The sequence below is a fragment of the Nostoc sp. UHCC 0252 genome (assembly GCF_034931145.1).
Lineage (GTDB): Bacteria > Cyanobacteriota > Cyanobacteriia > Cyanobacteriales > Nostocaceae > Nostoc.
On record NZ_JAYGHE010000023.1, the window covers coordinates 71,099 to 89,437 of the forward strand.

Genomic DNA, 18,339 nt, shown 5'->3' on the forward strand with positions numbered 1-18,339 from the left:
CATTTAATTTTCCACTTAATTAATTTGTGGCGATGCCAAAAAGAATATTATCTGAATAAATAATCTTTACTTCTCAATACGGTTCAGTTAAGGGCTACTGGCAAAAATTTGGGGTTTTTGAGACGCGATAAATCGCCGTCTCTACAAGGGTTTTGGTCTTATGTCAAATGTATTGCTTTACCTCTTTGATTTATTACACTGTGCTGGAAGAATAATTAATTTAATTTGACAAAGCAAAAGCCCAATCAAATGATGCTTCTTGTTCTAAACCTGAAGCTATTTGCTGTTGCTCTGGTGTCAACAAAGGTAAGTTTTTAATTTTAAAGTGAGGGTTAGTTATCAACCCTTGCAGCAGCATTTCAACATCTTTGAGGATGCCAGTAATTGTAACAGTATCAAATCTTCTAGAATCATAAGAAATAGCGATTAATAACTCTTTGTTTGGATAGACAACCAAATTCAGAGGATAGTTATTTCGGTAATATAATTCTGTGTGTTGAAATTCTATATTTCCCTGCCAATCTCGGATAAATTCGCTGACTGGGAAGTTTTCAAGCACTACAATACTTTCAAACAGAGTTAATTTTTTAGGAATTTCACTCCAGTTGTGAACTTCTGTTAATGGAGTATATTCATAATCGCGTACCTCAACTAATTGAAGCTGAAAGCGTTGTAACCATGATAGAAAAAGCTGTTCAGGATCTATATTTACATGGATGGGCAAAGTATTAACAAACATACCAACCATTGATTCCACTCCATGCAAATCTGCTGGTCGTCCGCTAACAGTGCAGCCATACAATATATTATTGCGACAAGTATAGCGACTAAGAAGAATTGCCCAAATACCATTAATTATGGTAGCAAGGGTAAGACGGTTTTGTTTAGCAAAAAACTGTAGGGCTTGTGTATTAGTTGATGATAACTGAATTATTTCTTCACTATACCTTACTTCCTGGTTAGATGATTGGTCAATTTCATCTATTTTTTCCATATAAGTCAAAGGAGTTGGTGCTTTGATACCTTGTAATGCTTGCCGCCAAAAAAGTTCAGCTTTCGATATATCTTGTTGCTGTAACCAATCAATGTAGTCCCTAAAAGGACGAGTAGGTGCTAAAGAAATTTCTTTATCTTGACAAAGCATTCCATAAGTTTCCACAAACTCTTGGAATACTAGCGAACCACCCCAACCATCAATAATGATGTGGTTAAAACTCCAAATATATATATACTTTTCATCCGTAGAGCGGATTAAAGTATGACGCATCAAACATGGTTGAGAAAAGTCAAAACTTTTTTGGCGATCGCTAACAATAAAAGCGTCAAGTTGCGTCTTTTGTTCAACTGAATTTATATTAGACCAGTCATAACAACTTAGGGGCACTTTTACTTGATTGTACACAATTTGTAGCGGATTTTCAATTTCTTCCCAATAAAATCCGGTACGTAAAATGGGATGGCGGTCAATAACAAGTTGCCAAGCTTTTTCAAACGCTTCTACGTTCAGATTGCCACTTATAGTAAAGACATGCTGGAAAAAGTATAAGGACAATTCGCTATCAAACAAACAGTGAAATAGCATACCTTTTTGTACAGGCGTTAGTTCGTATATATCTTCAATACTTTTTGTTTCCATTTAGGTGCTTTTTACCTCTTTTGGTTAATTTTTAAGAGTAAATTATCCAATTGTTGTTGGTTCAATTTGGCTCTAGGAAAATCAGATGGTGTATATTTTTCAGACTCTACAGGCTGATCCTGAATCGGTGTGAGGTGTAACTCTTTTGCTACTAAATCTTGTTCGGGTTGGATAGTGTCAGTAATACACAAATCTATTGCTAATTCAGCAATTGTCTGGTAATGAAAAAACTGTTGAGATGTTAATTTTAAACCTGCTTGGTTAGCTTTGGCAGCAATTTGAATTGTATTGATTGAATTCCCTCCCAACTCAAAAAAGTTGTCGTGGATACCTATCTTGTCAATTCCCAAAATTTCTTGCCAAATATCAGCTAGTATTTGCTCAATTTCGTTTTCGGGAGCAATGTAATCATTACCTAAATTCGGGCGGGGGTGTTTGGCTTTGGAAAGATTAACTGTAGATAACTTTGAATCCAAAAGCCTTAATTTCTCTTGTAAATACTGAGGAGAATTATTTTGCTTAATTAAAGCTGGTAAATCTTGGGTTGAAACAACAATATGAGGTAGCCTAATTCCCAGAATGCGATTAAAAGCATCGATACCTTCTTGAGGTAATATGCCTTTTTTTATACTTTCGGCACGTTCTTGTTTAATATTATCTGGTAATACAGTTTCTACCGCAAACCCAACTTCTTGCCACGTATCCCAACTGATTGATGTTGTTAATCGATTAGAGGTGGAACTATGACAGTGAGCATAAGCATCTAGAAAGGCATTAGCTGCACAATAATCTATCTGTCCAAATTCACCCAAAATAGAAGTTTTCGATGAACAAAGCACAAAGAAATCTAGATTTATATTCTTGAAAACCTCTTCTAATATGAGTGTACCTTTGACTTTTGCTTCTAAAACATTGCTGGCTATGTCTCGTGTTTTGAGTTGGGTAACACCACCACCAGCAATACCAGCTGCATGGATTACACCATTAATTTGACCGAATTTCTCTAATGCTTGAGCAATTACTAATTGTATTTGTTCAGAATTAGTTACATCGGCGCTTTTAACTTCCACCTCTGCCCCCAATTCTTCAAGCGATCGCACTTTTTGGATCTTCCGACTGATAGAATCTTTGCTATCATGGGTTTCTAGCCATTTTTCCCATTCACCGCGCTCAGGAAGTCCCCCTCTTCCAATGAGGATTAACTTAGCTTTTAGTGTCTTTGCAAGATGTTCTGCTAATACTAAACCAATTCCCCCAAGTCCCCCAGTAATTAGGTAAACTCCACCTGTTTTTAACTTAGTGTTTCCAGCAATGCACTCATCTAATGGCACTGCTTCAAAGCTTTGAATCCAACGGTGAGAGCCACGGTAGGCAACAATTTCATTACTTTGTTGTAGTGTTAATTCTGCTACCAAATTATCTATAGTTTTTTGGGATAAAGGAGTTTGAGCAGAATGCATTACTAAATCAACACTGCTGCAATTGATATTCTGATATTCCTTGGAAATTACTTTGCACGGCCCTAATACTGTAGCTTTCTCTGGGCATAAATTTTCATCGCCGATGACATTATGTACATTACTAGTTACAACCATCAGCTTGAGAGAATCCCAAATATCTTGTTTTCCTATTGCTTGTGCTAAAAATAGCAAGCTATAAAAGCCGAGATCCTGATAATCTACAACCTCATTGTTGAGCAAAGAATCATTAGGTATGACGCTCCAAAGATGAGCGATCGCATTTGGCTTAAAATCCTGCTTTTGCAGTTCTTGAAGTAATGTATCATAATCATCTTGTTGCTGCGGATTGATGATATACATCCGTTCATTGAGCTTGCTAAACCGTTCACCTACTTGCACTGCGATCGCATCTTGATGCTGTTGTTCAAGTCGTTGGACAAATTCAGTTCCTACTCCATAATCATCTACAAAAACTAAGCAGCGTAACTTTTCTGTAGTCGCTTCTTTTTCTTGGAGAAACTCAAGGGGTATGGATTGTTTCCATACTGGAATATAAAACCAGTCAGCAATATCTGGTTTTTTATCTAATGATTGCTGTAATGCTGTTGGTGAAATGGAATCTAGCTCAATAGAGTAACGCTGATTTTCAACGGGATGAATTGTCGAATTTTTATCTAATGGTATTGAGTCAATCCAGTAACTTTGACGTTCAAAGGGATAGGTTGGTAAGGGGAAACGATGACGGCGTTCGTTGTCGTAAAAACTTGGCCAATCTATCTTAATTCCCGACATCCACAGGCGGCCCAAGGTGTTAACTAAAAATGCTATATCTGAATGCTGTTCGTGAGGATGAGGTATTGAAGTCAGCACAGTTAATTCTTCAGGGTTCCAAGTTTTTCCACAACCAATTTCTAGTAGAATTCGTTGATTGTCTTTCAGTAACTCTGGAATTTCTGCATTTAAATTGATTGGTTGCTGTATTTGCGCCCAATAGTTAGGATCTATTGCTTCAGTTTGAGTAATCCAAGTGCCACTAATATTAGATATAAATGGAATTGTTGGAGGATTGAGTTTGACCTTTTTTAATAACTCCGTGGAAGACTCACTAGTCACTAATGCCAAGGCATCTTCAAGAGAAAAAATACCAGCTAAAGTTGCAACGACATATTCACCAATACCTTGTCCAATCATTGCTTGAGGAGAAATCCCCCAGGACATCCACAACTTAGCTAAAGCATACTCAATAACAAACAGGGCACTTTGAGCAAAGCGAGTTTGTTGGATCTCTACTGCGGTTTTCTGCTCAGATTCGTTGGGATAAATTAGCGATTGCAAATCTAACTCTAGATGTGGTTTTAATATCAGGCAGCACTGTTCTACCTGCTTGCGGAACATCGGCTCAGTTTCGTAAATTTCTCTGCCCATGTCTGCATACAGCGCACCAACTCCTGGAAACATGAAAGTCACGGAACGAGTTCCTGAGTCTTGAAATTGAGTGATAACTCGTTCTGAGGCTGGCTGATTCAATGCCTTAATTGCATCTTGGGTATCGGCACAAACTAATATTTGCCGATAATTAAAGTCTCTACGCCCCATTTGCAAGGTATAAGCTACATCTGCAAGATTCAAATCGGGATGTCGCATTAGATGTTGGCTGAGATTCTGCGTGGCAGTTTCTAACGCAGACTCGGTTTTTGCAGAGATGACTAACAATTGCCAAGGGCGGGAAGGGCTAGAAGCTGGAAGCGTTGGGGCTTCTTCTAGAACTACGTGGGCATTAGTTCCACCCATCCCTAAAGAACTAACACCGGCACGGCGCGGAGTCGAGCCTGTTTTCCATGCCGTTAGCTTGGTGTTGACGTAAAAAGGACTATTGGCAAAATCAATTTCAGGATTAGGCTGTTCAAAGTTTAAGCTTGGCGGAATTAACTCATGCTTGAGAGCCAAAGCCGTTTTGATTAATCCTGCAACTCCGGCGGCGGCATCTAAATGTCCAATATTCGTTTTGACTGAACCAACGGCGCAAAAATTCTTTTTCTCGGTACTGGCACGAAAAACTTTAGTCAGTGCGGCAATTTCAATCGGATCGCCCAAAGCTGTACCGCTACCGTGAGCTTCAATGTAGCTGATTGTCTCCGGTTCTACCTCTGCTAACATTACCGCTTCCGCGATCGCTTCTGCTTGTCCATCGACACTAGGGGCTGTGTAGCCAACTTTCATCGAACCATCGTTGTTAATTGCCGCACCTTTAATCACAGCATATATGCAATCACCATCTGCGATCGCATCTCTGACTCGTTTAAGAACAACTATCCCTACACCGTTACCAACTGTTGTTCCCTGTGCTGTAGCATCAAAAGCATGACAATGACCATCAGGAGATAGTGGCCCTCCTGGTTCATACAAATAACCAGTTTTTTGGGGCAATCGGATAGAAACTCCTCCCGCTAAAGCCATGTCGCATTGATAATTTTGCAAACTTTGACACGCGAGGTTAATAGCAACTAATGATGTAGAACAAGCTGTTTGAACAGTAAGACTTGGCCCAGTTAAATTTAATTTATAAGAAACCCGCGTAGAGAGAAACCCTTTATCATTGCCAATCAACTTTTGGTATGATTGCGCTGATCCTAATTGCTCATTCTTCAAATCAAAAGATAAATAATTATTTAAGCTAGCACCAGCATAAACACCGATTCTGCTTTCACACTTAGTTGAGTCGTAACCAGCATTTTCTAAAGCTGACCAAGCGCATTCCAAAAACAGACGATGTTGAGGATCTGTTGCTTCCGCTTCTTTCGGATTCAGGTCAAAGAATGCAGCATCAAATAAATCGATATTTTCTAAAACACCGCCAATTTTCACATAATTACTATCATTAATAAATGCCGGAGGTACACCAGCATTGATTAACTCTTCATCTGTAAATAAAGATAATGACTCCACGCCATCTTGCAAATTTTGCCAAAAAGATTCTATGCTGATGGCTCCAGGAAAACGCCCCGCCATCCCGATAATAGCAACTCCTTCCATTAATTCATAATTTTTTTCACTATCGTCTTGTTTATTCATATCATTAAACCTTTATTGTTTTCCCTGGTTTAGAAACCAAATTAAAATCGAATACCAATTATCTCTCTCTGCGTTTTCTGCGCCTCTGCGGTTCCTCTAAGAGGCGTGATAAATCGTCGTCTCTACAAGTGTTTTGGTTTTACCTTAACTGGAACAACAATCTAATCGATTACTTGAAATTGTACATACCCAGGAACAGCCTGAATTCGAGTTAAATCATTTTCAAAAATAACTGAATTGCCATTTTTCTCAACTTCCTTAAACCCAGCAAACTTATAAGATATGTACATCATTCTATTGCGATCGTTTGGTACAAACTCAGCCAAAAGACGAACACCATTACTTTGAGCCAAACTCATAACATGATTCAACATAATTGTCCCTACGCCTCTCGACATAACGCGACAAGACATTAGCAAAAGCTTAATTGTCCATGACTGAGGCTGACATTCAATCAGAATCAAACCGATTTTCCCATAGCTTCCATACTTATCTTCCAAGGTGGCAATTAGCAGTTTATGGTTTTCTGATTGGCGAAAATGATTGAGTTCGTCATAAGAGTAGGTATAACCAGTTGTGTTTAATTGGTTGGTTCGTAGTGTTAACTCTTCTGCACGCTGTAAATCTTCTTCTTGAGCAGAAGAGATAGTAAAATTCATATTGAGAGTAGCCAAGAATTCGTCGGTTGTGCCAATAAATTCTTTTTCGGCATTTTGCCGCTCAATATCACTAATATACATCAACCTTCTAATTCGTGAATCGTCCGTGATAAAACGGGGATTCATGATTGGCATATCTAGAATATTGCCTATTTGATCTGCATTTATACACAGGATTTCTGGGCAGGAAAATTTAACTTCTTCTAGCTCAAATAGTTGGTCATCGATAAATGCGATCGCATCCATTCCAATATTAAGCAACTTAGCAATTTCTTGTAAAGAAGAAGCCTTAGAATTCCAATTTATTTGGGGATATAAAAAATACTCTTTTAAACCAAACTCTTCTAATTTAGCTATTGTTGTAGAGTAATCATTCTTACTAGCTATAGATTGTAATATACCACGATTATCTAACGTGTGAATAAGATTTATTATATTTTCTCGTAAAGAGACTTCCTTATCTTCCAGCAAAACTCCATGCCAAATGGTATTATCTAAATCCCACACGACACATTTAACGAATTTTTTGTCTTTTTGCTTAATATTTAAGTCTTGTTCTTGAATACTAATCATATCTTACACTTTTTCAGCTAATTTATTACCTAAACCACTAGTAACAGTTGCAAAAAGATAATCTTGATAACCTGACTCTGCAATAGTAATTTCTTGAATTTGAGTACTACCTTCAATAATTTCCATAATTTTAGAGTCTCGTAGATACCTCTCAACTGGGTAGTCACTACTACAACCATTACCACCATGAAGTTGGACGGCATCATTAGCTATTTTCGTAGCTACTGTAGATGCAAAGTACTTAGCAATAGAAGTCTCTGTAATCGAGTTAGGATCGTTAATATCTTTGAGATAACCAGCTTGATAACATAACAGTCTTGCTGCTTTTACTTGAGTCATCATTTGAGTAATCTTTTGACGGATTAATTGATGTTCTTTAAGGTAAACGCCAAACTGTTTCCGTTCATTTGTATACTTAAGACAAGCTTCTAAACAAGCTTGAGCAATACCTACACAGCCTGATGCTACGCTATATCTACCATAATCAAGGGCAGTAGAGGCAATGTAGGAAAATCCAAAACCTAATTTACCTACTAAATTTTCTTGAAGAATTTGACAGTTATTAAACTGCAATTTTGCTGACATTGAAGCCCTAACACCTAAAATGCCGGACATTGGTTTGACTGAAAACCCTGGAGTATTTTTTTCAACTAAAAAAGCGGTGGGTTTACCCTCGCACTTCGCAAAGACTAAAAAGATATCTGCTATTTGCCCGTAAGTAATCCATTTTTTATGTCCATTTAATATATAAGCATCACCTGTAAGCGTTGCTGTTGTTTCTACACTTTTAGCATCGCTACCTACATTGGGTTCGCTTAATGCAAAAGCAGCGATGATTTCTCCAGATGCAAGTTTGGGAAGCCAATACTGTTTTTGAGATTTATTACCCCATTTACACAAAGCATGAGAAACCATGTTATGAACTGTTAGCAAACTCCTAATAGAAGAACATCCCCGACCAATTTCTTCGTTGAGAATGCCATAGGTAATCATGTCCATTCCTATACCACCATATTCTTGAGGTAAGATAGCACCGAGAAAACCACGTTGAGCTATTTTCTGAATTATTTCTGGCGGCGTAAATTCTTTTCTATCCCATTCCCCAGCATTAGCAAATATTTCTTGATTAACAAAAGCTTTAAATTCAGCTTGAGCGTTTTTTTGTTGAGCAGATAGTTCCAGTTGCATAAATATAGCTTGTTGTAATGATTTATAGATAGTTATTTTGAGTTTCTCTCTCGAATACTCTCTGTAAAACTACCTGGAAAAATCAGAGATTTTAGCAGAGCAATAGAAGTCCATAGTCCATCTGGAGAAGAGATTGCATGATAGAAATAATGAGGAGCGATATTTAACATAGTCGATAACATATTTTTTTGTTTTAAATAATCTTTAAGTTCAATATCGTAGAAGAATGACAATGATATATTCTCATCTACTGCTGTTACATAGTGCCACCAATAAGGTGGTATATATAGCATTTCTCCCGCTTGAAGTACGACTTCTATTTTTTCTTGCCAAGGAAATTTAGGAAATAATTCTAAGTTTGGGATATTTGGATCTACCTTACTATAATCTGCTAAACCAAGACTATCCTCAAGAGGTGGATAGAATGACAAATAATTTGAAGGAGGAAATAAAAGTATTTTTTTCCTGCCCCGAATTTGAACAAAAATATTATGAAATCCATCAAAGTGAAGGACAGTAGTTGAAGAGAATTTTTTACTAGCTAACCCATGCCAAAAGCTAACTAATGGCTTTCTGTTGAAATATTCTGGATAATTTACATCTTTAACAATTTCAGAAAAAGACTTTTCAAAAACTGCACTTGGTAAATAAAAAGTTAAATCAGAATCGTTTTTGTTTTGATGTACTTTATTTATATAGTTATTGATGTATTCTTTGTACTCCATGTCTTTTGTTGTGTTATCATAACCAACTTCCCGCGCGAAACTATTATAATCATCAAAAAACTCTTTCTTGAAAAACTGGATACTAACTACATTATTTCCACAGTGCTTAATTAGATAATCATTAGACCAATCTTTACAAGCATTCCAATGTCTGGCAACATCTTGAATTACAAAGGGTTGATATTTATTCCAAGCTTCTAAAAATTCTTCCGTACTAGGATTTTGAAGTTGTAAAATTGATTTGCAAGTTTGAACTTTCATAACCATCCTAATATCCTTCTTTTCCTAAAGCTTTATGCAGTTTTATGACTTTCATAATGAATGTTGAATTTTTATTTATCTACTGATGAATTACAAGAGATGTCTTACGTTCAACTAAATTAGCTATAGAGTTGATTGTGCGAAAGTTTTCAAACTCTAAGTCTTCATTTTCAATAGCAACCTGAAACTCTTGCTCTACAAACAAAACAAGTTGCATGGCAAACATAGAATTGACAAAGCCCAAAGCAAAAATGTCTTCATCTTGTTGTAAATCATGATTCCCAAAAAATTTGGAAAGAAAAGTTTTGATTTTAGCTTTAATTTCGTTCATGATTGATATTCCCTATTTATTGATATACGTAAAATCCTTGACCACTTTTTCTACCATGCAACCCGGCATCTACCATTTTTTTGAGTAAAGGGGATGGTCTGTACTTGCTATCGTTAAAGTTTTCGTGCAAGACTTCGATAGAAAATAAGATGGTATCTAGACCAATCAAATCTGCTGTTTCTAAAGGCCCCATTTTGTGACCAAAACAGCTTTTAAAGATTTTGTCTATATCTTCTGCTGTCGCAACTTGGTCTTGTAAGAGAAAAATAGCCTCGTTAATAGTTAACATCAACACTCGGTTAGAAACAAAACCTGGTGAATCATTAACAAGGATGCATTCTTTACCCATCTGAGTCAACATTTGCTTTGCTGTCTCAATTGTTGTTTCAGAGGTATGATATCCACGAATCATCTCTACCATCGGCTTCATCGGTACAGGATTCATAAAGTGAATCCCGACAACTTTATCGGCACGTTTGGTAACTGAAGCTATTCGAGTAATGGGAATTGCTGATGTGTTAGCAGCAAATACACAATCTGCTGGACAGATAGAATCTAGGAGCGGATATACCTCTTTTTTAATATCCCATTTTTCGGTGGTATTTTCTACAACAAAATCTGCATTCTCTAAAAATTTATAGCTGGTTGAAAACTCTATTTTCTCAATGATACTATCTGGAGACTCTTGGCGATCGCTTTTTTTGAAAAAACCCTGAAAGCGGATATTATTCCTGATTTCATGTTTAGCTTTATCCAGAACATTTTCGGAAATATCTACCAGAATAACTTGATGATCAGTTTGAGCAAGGTTTTGTGCAACCCCTATTCCCATCACGCCTGCACCAACAACACCTACTGTTTGAATATTCATAACTTCAACTCATCTCCACTTGGATATTCTTGTATTTCAGGTAGTTCTTTGTATTAAAAGAGATACGCGGGTAAAGGAATAGGATGACGATGTTCCTGTGCATAAAATCCCGACCAATCTATTTGCACTCCTGCTAGCCAAAGCCTACCTAATGTTTTAAGTAAGAATGCTAAGTCTGGTTTGCGATCGTAGGAATATCTTAGAGAGGGCAAGATAATTTGGCTGACTTCGGGATTATTTTCTATACATTGCATTGCAAAGCTACCTAGAGTTTGTCCAGGGCCGACTTCCAACAGAATTGGATACTCTTTTTTCCACAAATCTTGTATACCTGGAGCAAACAAGACGGGTTGACACAGATGCTTAACCCAATAGTCGGGATTTGTAGCTTCTGCTGCTGTTATCCAAGTTCCTGTAACGTTAGATATGTAAGGAATTTTTGGTGGTTGGAGATTAAACGTTGTTACTAACTCACGTAAGTCAGAGGTAGCACCCTCCATCAGATGAGAGTGGAAAGCATGAGAAGTTTCCAGACGGCGGCAAGCTAAACCTCTTTGAGTCAACTGTTGTTCTAAAACTTCTATAGCTGTGGTTTCACCCGCGATTACCCCCATAGATGGGCCATTGACGGCAGAGAGCGAGAGTTTGTCATTGAGTAGAGGAAATATCTCTGTTTGCGAAAGTGGAACTGCAAGCATCGCTCCGCTTGGCAACTTTTGAATCATCTGCGCTCTGGCGGCAATCAGAGTTAAACCTTCGTCTAAAGACAAAACCTCTGCTAAAGTCGCTGCCACATATTCACCAATGCTATAGCCAATCATTGCCGCCGGACGAATTCCCCAGGATATTAATAGCTGTGCTAAGGCATATTCAATGACAAAAATAGCTGGTTGAGCAAGGTGAGTTTGATTGAGTAAAGATGTTGCAGCTAATATTTTCGCATCAGCTGGTGTCTGACTGCGACCTAACATTTTTCTCAAATCCAAACCGGGAGAATTTTCTTGAGGTGACTGCTGATATTGTTGGGTTCTATGGGGATAGATTACATCTCGCAAATCTTGACCAAGAAGAGGTTTAAGAAATTCGCAACAGTAATCAATTTGCTTTTGAAATAGGGGTTCAACTTGATAAAGTTCCCAAGCCATGTTGACGTAATTAGTACCAAGTCCAGGAAACATAAAAGCTACAGGACGTTTTTTGGTTTCTTGGATGTTGGTAAGTACCCGTTTGGGATCTTCAAGGGCAATGAGAGCATCTTCTATATCCCGACAAACAACCATCCGCCGATGCTTAAAAGTTTGTTGTTCGCATTGCAATGTATGAGCAATATCGGCAAGATTTAAGTCACAATTCTGCCTCAAATAATCTGCAAGGTTTACAGTAGCGGTTTTTAGTGCTGAGTCAGTCTGAGCAGAAAGTAACAATAACTGCCAAGGACGAGAAGGGCTATTAAGCATTTTTGAAAAACTCCAAACTTTTCACTTCATCTTAGTGAGAATTATTTCGTGATTTCCTCATCAGTAATTGTTTTTTGATATTGTTCGCTTCTTTTTGTTTTTGAATGCGTTGGCGCATTGGTTCAAATACAGATTTATCTTCTGTTGTTTGACTTAAATATTGCGCTAATGAGTAAATAGTTGGGTTCTGAAACATGGTGACTACTGATATATCTCGCTGCAAAATCGTCCGCAGTTTGTTATTTACTTTCAGCGTTAATAGTGAATGTCCACCAAGGTCAAAGAAATTATCATGAATACCTACTTTATCTAGATGCAGTACTTCTTGCCAAAACTTGGCAATCTGCTGTTCCATTTCAGACTGAGGTGGCTGGAAGGATGCTGTTAACTCTGGACGCAGTTTTTCAGGTGGTTTTAATGCACGACGGTCTATTTTGCCGTTGGGTGTCAAAGGTAAAGCATCTAAGAGGACAAAGGCAGAAGGAAGCATATATTCGGGCAGTTTTTCTTTGAGAAATCCCCGTAGTTCATTTATAGAAGGCGTAGCATTTTCATGAGTCACAAGATATGCAACTAGGCGATAGTCATTTGGTATATCTTCCCTAGCTAATACTACAGTTTCTCTTACCTGTGGGTGTTTCTCTAATAAAGCTTCAATTTCTCCTAGTTCAATACGGAAACCACGAATTTTTACTTGATGGTCAATTCTGCCCAAAAATTCAATTTTGCCATCTCTTCGGTAACGCGCTAAATCTCCAGTTTTATAAAGGCGTTTTCCTGATTCAAATGGATTAGGAATAAACTTTTCTCTAGTTAATTCAGGTCTATTCCAATAACCTCGCGCCAGCCCCTCACCGCCAATATGTAATTCACCTGGAACTCCTATAGGAACTAATTGCTGATGTGAATCTAAGATATAGAATTGAGTGTTGGCAATGGGACGACCAATAGAACTAACACCCTGTTGTTGTTCTTGAGATACCTTTTGTACTGCCGACCAAATAGTGGTTTCTGTGGGGCCATATAAATTCCATACTTCTTGACCTCGTTCTAGCAACTGATTTGCAAGTGAAGAGTCAAGGGCTTCACCACCACAAAGAATTTTCATGGTATTGGGCTTTTCCCACCCAGAAGTTACTAGCATTCTCCAAGTTGCAGGTGTGGCTTGCATAACTGTTACACCATTGGAGACTAACTGCTTTAACAACTGGGTACTATCGGTGATAACCTCTCGATTAACTAATACTAAACGAGCGCCAACAACCAGTGGTAGATACAATTCTAGTGCGGCAATATCAAAAGATAAGGTGGTGACAGATAGAAGAATATCTTCCTTTGCTAGTCCTGGAGTTTGACGCATGGTACTTAAGAAGTTAACCACAGCGCGATGGGGAATTTGCACTCCTTTGGGTTTTCCTGTAGAACCAGACGTATAAATCACATAAGCTAAATCTTCTGCGATCGCACTACTAACTAAATTTTCTGGACTGTAATCAGCAAACGCTATACTGTCGGTGTCGATACATACTAGTTGCGCCGAATGTGATGGCAAGTTATTAACTAAATGAGTATGTGCTAACAATACCGACACCTGAGAATCTGCCAAGGTAAAAGCCAAGCGTTCTTTAGGATAGGCAGGATCTAAGGGCATATAAGCACCTCCTGCCTTCATAATGGCTAGTAATCCTACTACCATTTCAATAGAACGCTCTACACAGATACCAGCCAGAACATCTGGCTTCACGCCTAGCTGTTGCAAGTAATGTGCTAGCTGATTGGCTCGGTTGTTTAACTCTCGATAGGTTAATTGCCGATTTTCAAAGATAACAGCGATCGCATTTGGCGTTTTCTCTACCTGTACTTCAAACAGTTGATGAACGCACTTATCTTGAGGATAGTCTGTTTTGGTATCATTCCACTCAACCAATAGTTGTTGTACTTCAGATGGGGTTAGTAGTGGCAAATCTGCTATGGGTTGTTGGCCATCCCTAACTACACTTTCCAGTAAAGTCTGGAAGTGTCCCAGCATCCGGGTAATAGTATCTGCATTAAATAAATCCGTGTTGTACTCGCAAGTTGCAGCTAACCCTTGCTCGGAATCTTCCATGTACAATGTCAAATCAAACTTAGATGTCCCGTTGTAACCCTCCTCACAAGTAATAGAGACATCTGAAAGTTGGGGATTTGATATTGGCACATTCTGAAGAACGAACATCACCTGAAATAGGGGATTGTAACTCAAGTCTCTATTTGGCTGTAGTTCTTCTACTAATTTCTCAAAAGGTAAGTCTTGATGAACGTAAGCCTCTAAAGCCGTTGACTTCACCCGCGCTAGCAATTCCTGAAAACTCAGGTCGCCAGAAAGGTCTGTACGCAGCACTAAAACATTGACAAAAAATCCGATTAATGATTCGGTTTCTGCTCTGTTCCGATTAGCGATTGGGGAACCGACTAAAATATCAGTCTGACCTGTGTAACGATACAGCAAGGTTTTAAAAGCTGCAAGCAAGGTCATAAACAGAGTTACTCCCTGCTGACGGCTCAAATTCTTTAGTTCTTTTGTCAGGGTTTGATGAAGAACTAATTTTGCTTGAGCGCCTTTGAAGGTTTGAACTGGCGATGTCTGACGCGAAGAAGCAAAGCTTCGGCGCGGACGGTCAAATGGTAAATTCAATACAGTCAATTCACCACTTAACTTTTGTTTCCAATAGGTAAGTTTTAGTTGAATGCCATCCGTATCCAGCCATTTTCGTTGCCAATTAACAAAATCTCTATACTGAATCGGTAATTCAGCTAGTGGTGAGACTTTGCCTGTGGAGAATGCTTCATATAGGGCAGCTAGTTCTTTAATCAGAATACTGATAGACCAACCATCTGCAATTATATGATGCAAAGTGACTAATAATTGATAATTATTTTCATTTATTTTTAAAATTTTAATCCGTAAAAGGGATTGAGCAGTCAAGTCAAAAGGCTGCTGTGCTAATTCTATGGCCAGTTGTGCTTCTTGGGTGCGATCGCATTCTGATAGCGATCGTAAATCCTCAACTACCAAAGTTAAGGGCACAGCTTGATTAATAACTTGGACGGGTTCTCCATCAACCACTACAAAGCTTGTTCGTAATACTTCGTGTCGTCTAATAATTTCGTTCAGACTATCTTGTAAGGCTGTTAAGTTAATGCAACCTTTGAAGCTAATAACTATAGGAATGTTATATGTAGGCGCATCAGGATTTAGCTGATTGATGAACCACAATCCCTGCTGGGCAAAAGATAAAGGCTGAATGGATGTGTTTTTCTCTTCTTGAGTAAAGGATATTGACGGTAGTGCATCTGTTGTCAGTTGAGCAATCTTAGTGACAAGCTGAAGCGGACTCATCCCTTCAAAGAAGTCTGCAACAGAAACTTCTACTTCTAAATCAACCTCAATCCGATTTTTCAACTCAAATGCTTTTAACGAATCAAGTCCCAGTGTGCTTAATGGTTCTTCAATATTGATGTCCTCCGGTGCGATGGAAAGTACTCCCGCCAGGAGTTCAATCAGATATGTTTCCAAAAGCGGCTGACGCTCTTTTGGCGCTTTCCCCAAAAGTTCAGAACGTTGTAGTCGAGTTTCCTTTGTGGCAATGTCACTAATTTTGAGAACATTGCTGAAAACTACATTCAGTTCACCATGCTGAAACTGAACGCGAGTTGCACTTCGTTGAATTTTACCACTGGAAGTTTTGGGGATACTACCTGGTTTAATTAAAACCACTGCATAAACTTGTACTTCATGCTCCTCAGTAACTGCTTGCCGAATTGCATTAACAACTTCTGCTAAATTTGGCTTGGCACGAAACTCTAATTCTTGTACAACTACCAGCTTTTCTTCTTGGTTAACCTCTACTACAAATGCAGCACCAGCACCAGAACGTAAGGATGGATGACTGCTTTCTGTGGTTGATTCTATATCTTGTGGGTAAAGATTGCGACCGCGAATGATAATTAAATCTTTGGCTCTACCCGTAATAAAAAGCTCACCATTGTTGAAAAAGCCTAAATCTCCTGTTCGTAGAAAAGGCCCTACACCCGTGTCAGATAGATAGGCACGAAAGGTTTCTTCTGTTTCTTGAGAACGATTCCAATAACCTTGTCCTACACTCGGCCCAGATACCCAGATTTCCCCGATTTCGCTAGGCTTACAACTACTCAATGTTTCAGGATTGGCAATTACTACCTCTTGTTCTGGGATGATGCGACCACAACTGACAAAATGGTATACATCCTCATCGGGATCGGATGATTCAACGACTCGATTTGATTCTAATGCAGATTTCTGGACTGTTTTGATAATTGGCGATGTTGCCTTCTCAACACCTGAAACCATCAGAGTTGTTTCAGCCATTCCGTAACAAGGGTAAAATGCCTCTTTACGGAAACCACACTCTGCAAAAGCTTCGGCAAATCGCCATAAAGTATCATGACGAATCGGTTCTGCACCGTTAAAGGCAACACTCCAACTACTCAAGTCAAGAGTTCGTTTTTGTTCAGGAGTAATTTTTTGAGTACATAGCTGATATGCAAAGTTCGGCCCACCACTGGTTGTACCTTTGTATTTAGAGATAGCTTGCAACCAACGATAAGGACGTTGCAGAAAAGAAGTCGGAGGCATCAAGATGCAAGGAAAACCTCCATACAAAGGTTGCAATATCCCACCAATCAGACCCATATCGTGGTACATCGGCAACCACGTTACGAACTTACTCTCTGCTGAATGCCCCATAAATTGGTAAGTTGTATCAGCATTGTGTAGTAGGTTCCGATGACTGATCATTACACCCTTGGGTGTGCCTGTGGAACCAGAGGTGTATTGCAAGAAAGCTAAAGTATCTCCATTGATGGAGGGTTCTTGCCAAGTATCTTCTATGCCAACAGCAAGATTATCGGTAGTCAACCACTGCAAAGACTCTAGTCCAGTCTTTTCTGTCATTAAAGACCGTACCGTAGAGAGGATTTCTGTTGTCGTCAGAGCGATCGCTGCTTGTGCATCTTTTGCAATAGCCCTTATTCTGGGTGTATTGCGCTCATTTCTAGGAGGATAGGCAGTTACAGCTACGACTCCCGCATACAAGCAACCGAAAAAAGCAACTAAAAAATCTAGTCCTGCGGGATAAAGCAATAACGCTCGTTCTCCAGTCAAACCCAATGCTTGTAATTGAGCAGCTATTCTACGCGCTAATCTATCTAATTCTTGATAGGTTAACGTTCCTTGTTCTGCTTCCCCATCTAGCAACAAGGTAAAAGCATCTCGATTCGGTTGGGTAGAGCTTCTCAGGTTCAAGAGTTCAACAACTGTAGAACAGTTGCGAGAATTCTCTAGGAAGCTATGAGAAAATTTATCCATAAATAGCTCAGATGCAACCCTGATAAACTTCCGATCTTTTCTCATTGCGATCGGAGAAAAGTAGTGATTTTAGTTGGATAAATATCTAAGTTGTTGCGATTAACTTTTATTTACCTTTGATTACACTATCGAGAATAAGTTGCTTTAGCAATAGACTAAATATAGACATTTAGTATCAAATAGCCTTTATATATAAGATTTATTTATGTCTGTTTTTTATTGCTCTAGATAGGCAGCAAAATTTAATCATCAGCAAAAATTTATCTAAAGCCATAAATACATAAGTTATACTTAAGCTAGATCAATGGTCTATTTCATCCTATTTAGGGCAATTTAGTCGCAAAAAAAGCTATTTTTGCTCTTTTAATAGTTGTTAATAGATGATTTTAGCTACTAGTTTAATCTCTTAATTATGTATCAAGCAAACATCTGGTTCAAGAATAATTATTGCTTGACAGTTCACTTTAAATGAAAAAAGTTATTAATTAACTTGTGTCTTGCATCACTTCATAATATGATTCAACTAAATTTAGACTTAAATGACAATTTTTGTAAAAAGCGTCATTGCGTCTTCAGGTACAGCAAAGTAGTGTGATTGAGTGCAAGCGGATAAATGAAGTTAGATAAGTTGTTTCAAAGCCTGCTGTTGACAGGTGCAGTTGTTGTTTTTATCAACACTCCTGCGACAGCCAAGGAAGTGCAAGAAGACAAACCTTCAAA

General features: G+C 38.4%; 9 protein-coding genes. All 9 read right to left on the bottom strand.

Going from position 1 to position 18,339, the window contains the following annotated elements; all coding sequences use genetic code 11:
* Positions 1-220: 220 nt before the first annotated feature.
* The 9 genes from VB732_RS15465 to VB732_RS15505 all read right to left on the bottom strand — a co-directional run bounded on the left by VB732_RS15465 (position 221) and on the right by VB732_RS15505 (position 17,619).
* Positions 221-1,636 carry a condensation domain-containing protein gene (locus tag VB732_RS15465; RefSeq protein WP_323231751.1) on the bottom strand — a complete coding sequence of 472 codons (1,416 nt, stop codon included), beginning with the start codon at positions 1,634-1,636 and terminating at the stop codon, positions 221-223.
* 11 nt (positions 1,637-1,647) lie between these two features.
* A complete protein-coding gene (locus VB732_RS15470) occupies positions 1,648-6,168 on the bottom strand; it encodes a type I polyketide synthase (RefSeq protein WP_323231753.1) in 4,521 nt (1,506 codons plus the stop codon).
* A gap of 161 nt (positions 6,169-6,329) precedes the next feature.
* Positions 6,330-7,400 carry an HAD-IIIC family phosphatase gene (locus VB732_RS15475; protein ID WP_323231755.1) on the bottom strand — a complete coding sequence of 357 codons (1,071 nt, stop codon included), beginning with the start codon at positions 7,398-7,400 and terminating at the stop codon, positions 6,330-6,332.
* A gap of 3 nt (positions 7,401-7,403) precedes the next feature.
* Positions 7,404-8,588, bottom strand: a complete 1,185-nt coding sequence (locus VB732_RS15480) for an acyl-CoA dehydrogenase family protein (protein WP_323231757.1) — start codon at positions 8,586-8,588, stop codon at positions 7,404-7,406.
* Positions 8,589-8,620: 32 nt separating this feature from the next.
* Positions 8,621-9,580: a cupin-like domain-containing protein gene (locus VB732_RS15485; protein WP_323231758.1), complete on the bottom strand. Its 960-nt coding sequence runs from the start codon at positions 9,578-9,580 to the stop codon at positions 8,621-8,623.
* A gap of 73 nt (positions 9,581-9,653) precedes the next feature.
* A complete protein-coding gene (locus tag VB732_RS15490) occupies positions 9,654-9,905 on the bottom strand; it encodes an acyl carrier protein (RefSeq protein WP_323231759.1) in 252 nt (83 codons plus the stop codon).
* A gap of 16 nt (positions 9,906-9,921) precedes the next feature.
* Positions 9,922-10,776 (bottom strand): 3-hydroxyacyl-CoA dehydrogenase family protein, encoded by an 855-nt coding sequence (locus VB732_RS15495; RefSeq protein ID WP_323231760.1) that lies wholly within the window; start codon positions 10,774-10,776, stop codon positions 9,922-9,924.
* A gap of 53 nt (positions 10,777-10,829) precedes the next feature.
* Positions 10,830-12,233 (bottom strand): acyltransferase domain-containing protein, encoded by a 1,404-nt coding sequence (locus tag VB732_RS15500; protein WP_323231761.1) that lies wholly within the window; start codon positions 12,231-12,233, stop codon positions 10,830-10,832.
* Between the two features lie 31 nt (positions 12,234-12,264).
* Positions 12,265-17,619: a non-ribosomal peptide synthetase gene (locus tag VB732_RS15505; protein WP_323231762.1), complete on the bottom strand. Its 5,355-nt coding sequence runs from the start codon at positions 17,617-17,619 to the stop codon at positions 12,265-12,267.
* Positions 17,620-18,339: the final 720 nt, after the last annotated feature.

Coding starts and splice junctions, on each gene's coding strand:
- VB732_RS15470 (WP_323231753.1), bottom strand. CDS start 6,168: ATGAATAAACAAGACGATAGTGAAAAAAATTATGAATTAATGGAAGGA.
- VB732_RS15480 (WP_323231757.1), bottom strand. CDS start 8,588: ATGCAACTGGAACTATCTGCTCAACAAAAAAACGCTCAAGCTGAATTT.
- VB732_RS15495 (WP_323231760.1), bottom strand. CDS start 10,776: ATGAATATTCAAACAGTAGGTGTTGTTGGTGCAGGCGTGATGGGAATA.
- VB732_RS15485 (WP_323231758.1), bottom strand. CDS start 9,580: ATGGTTATGAAAGTTCAAACTTGCAAATCAATTTTACAACTTCAAAAT.
- VB732_RS15505 (WP_323231762.1), bottom strand. CDS start 17,619: ATGGATAAATTTTCTCATAGCTTCCTAGAGAATTCTCGCAACTGTTCT.
- VB732_RS15475 (WP_323231755.1), bottom strand. CDS start 7,400: ATGATTAGTATTCAAGAACAAGACTTAAATATTAAGCAAAAAGACAAA.
- VB732_RS15500 (WP_323231761.1), bottom strand. CDS start 12,233: ATGCTTAATAGCCCTTCTCGTCCTTGGCAGTTATTGTTACTTTCTGCT.
- VB732_RS15490 (WP_323231759.1), bottom strand. CDS start 9,905: ATGAACGAAATTAAAGCTAAAATCAAAACTTTTCTTTCCAAATTTTTT.
- VB732_RS15465 (WP_323231751.1), bottom strand. CDS start 1,636: ATGGAAACAAAAAGTATTGAAGATATATACGAACTAACGCCTGTACAA.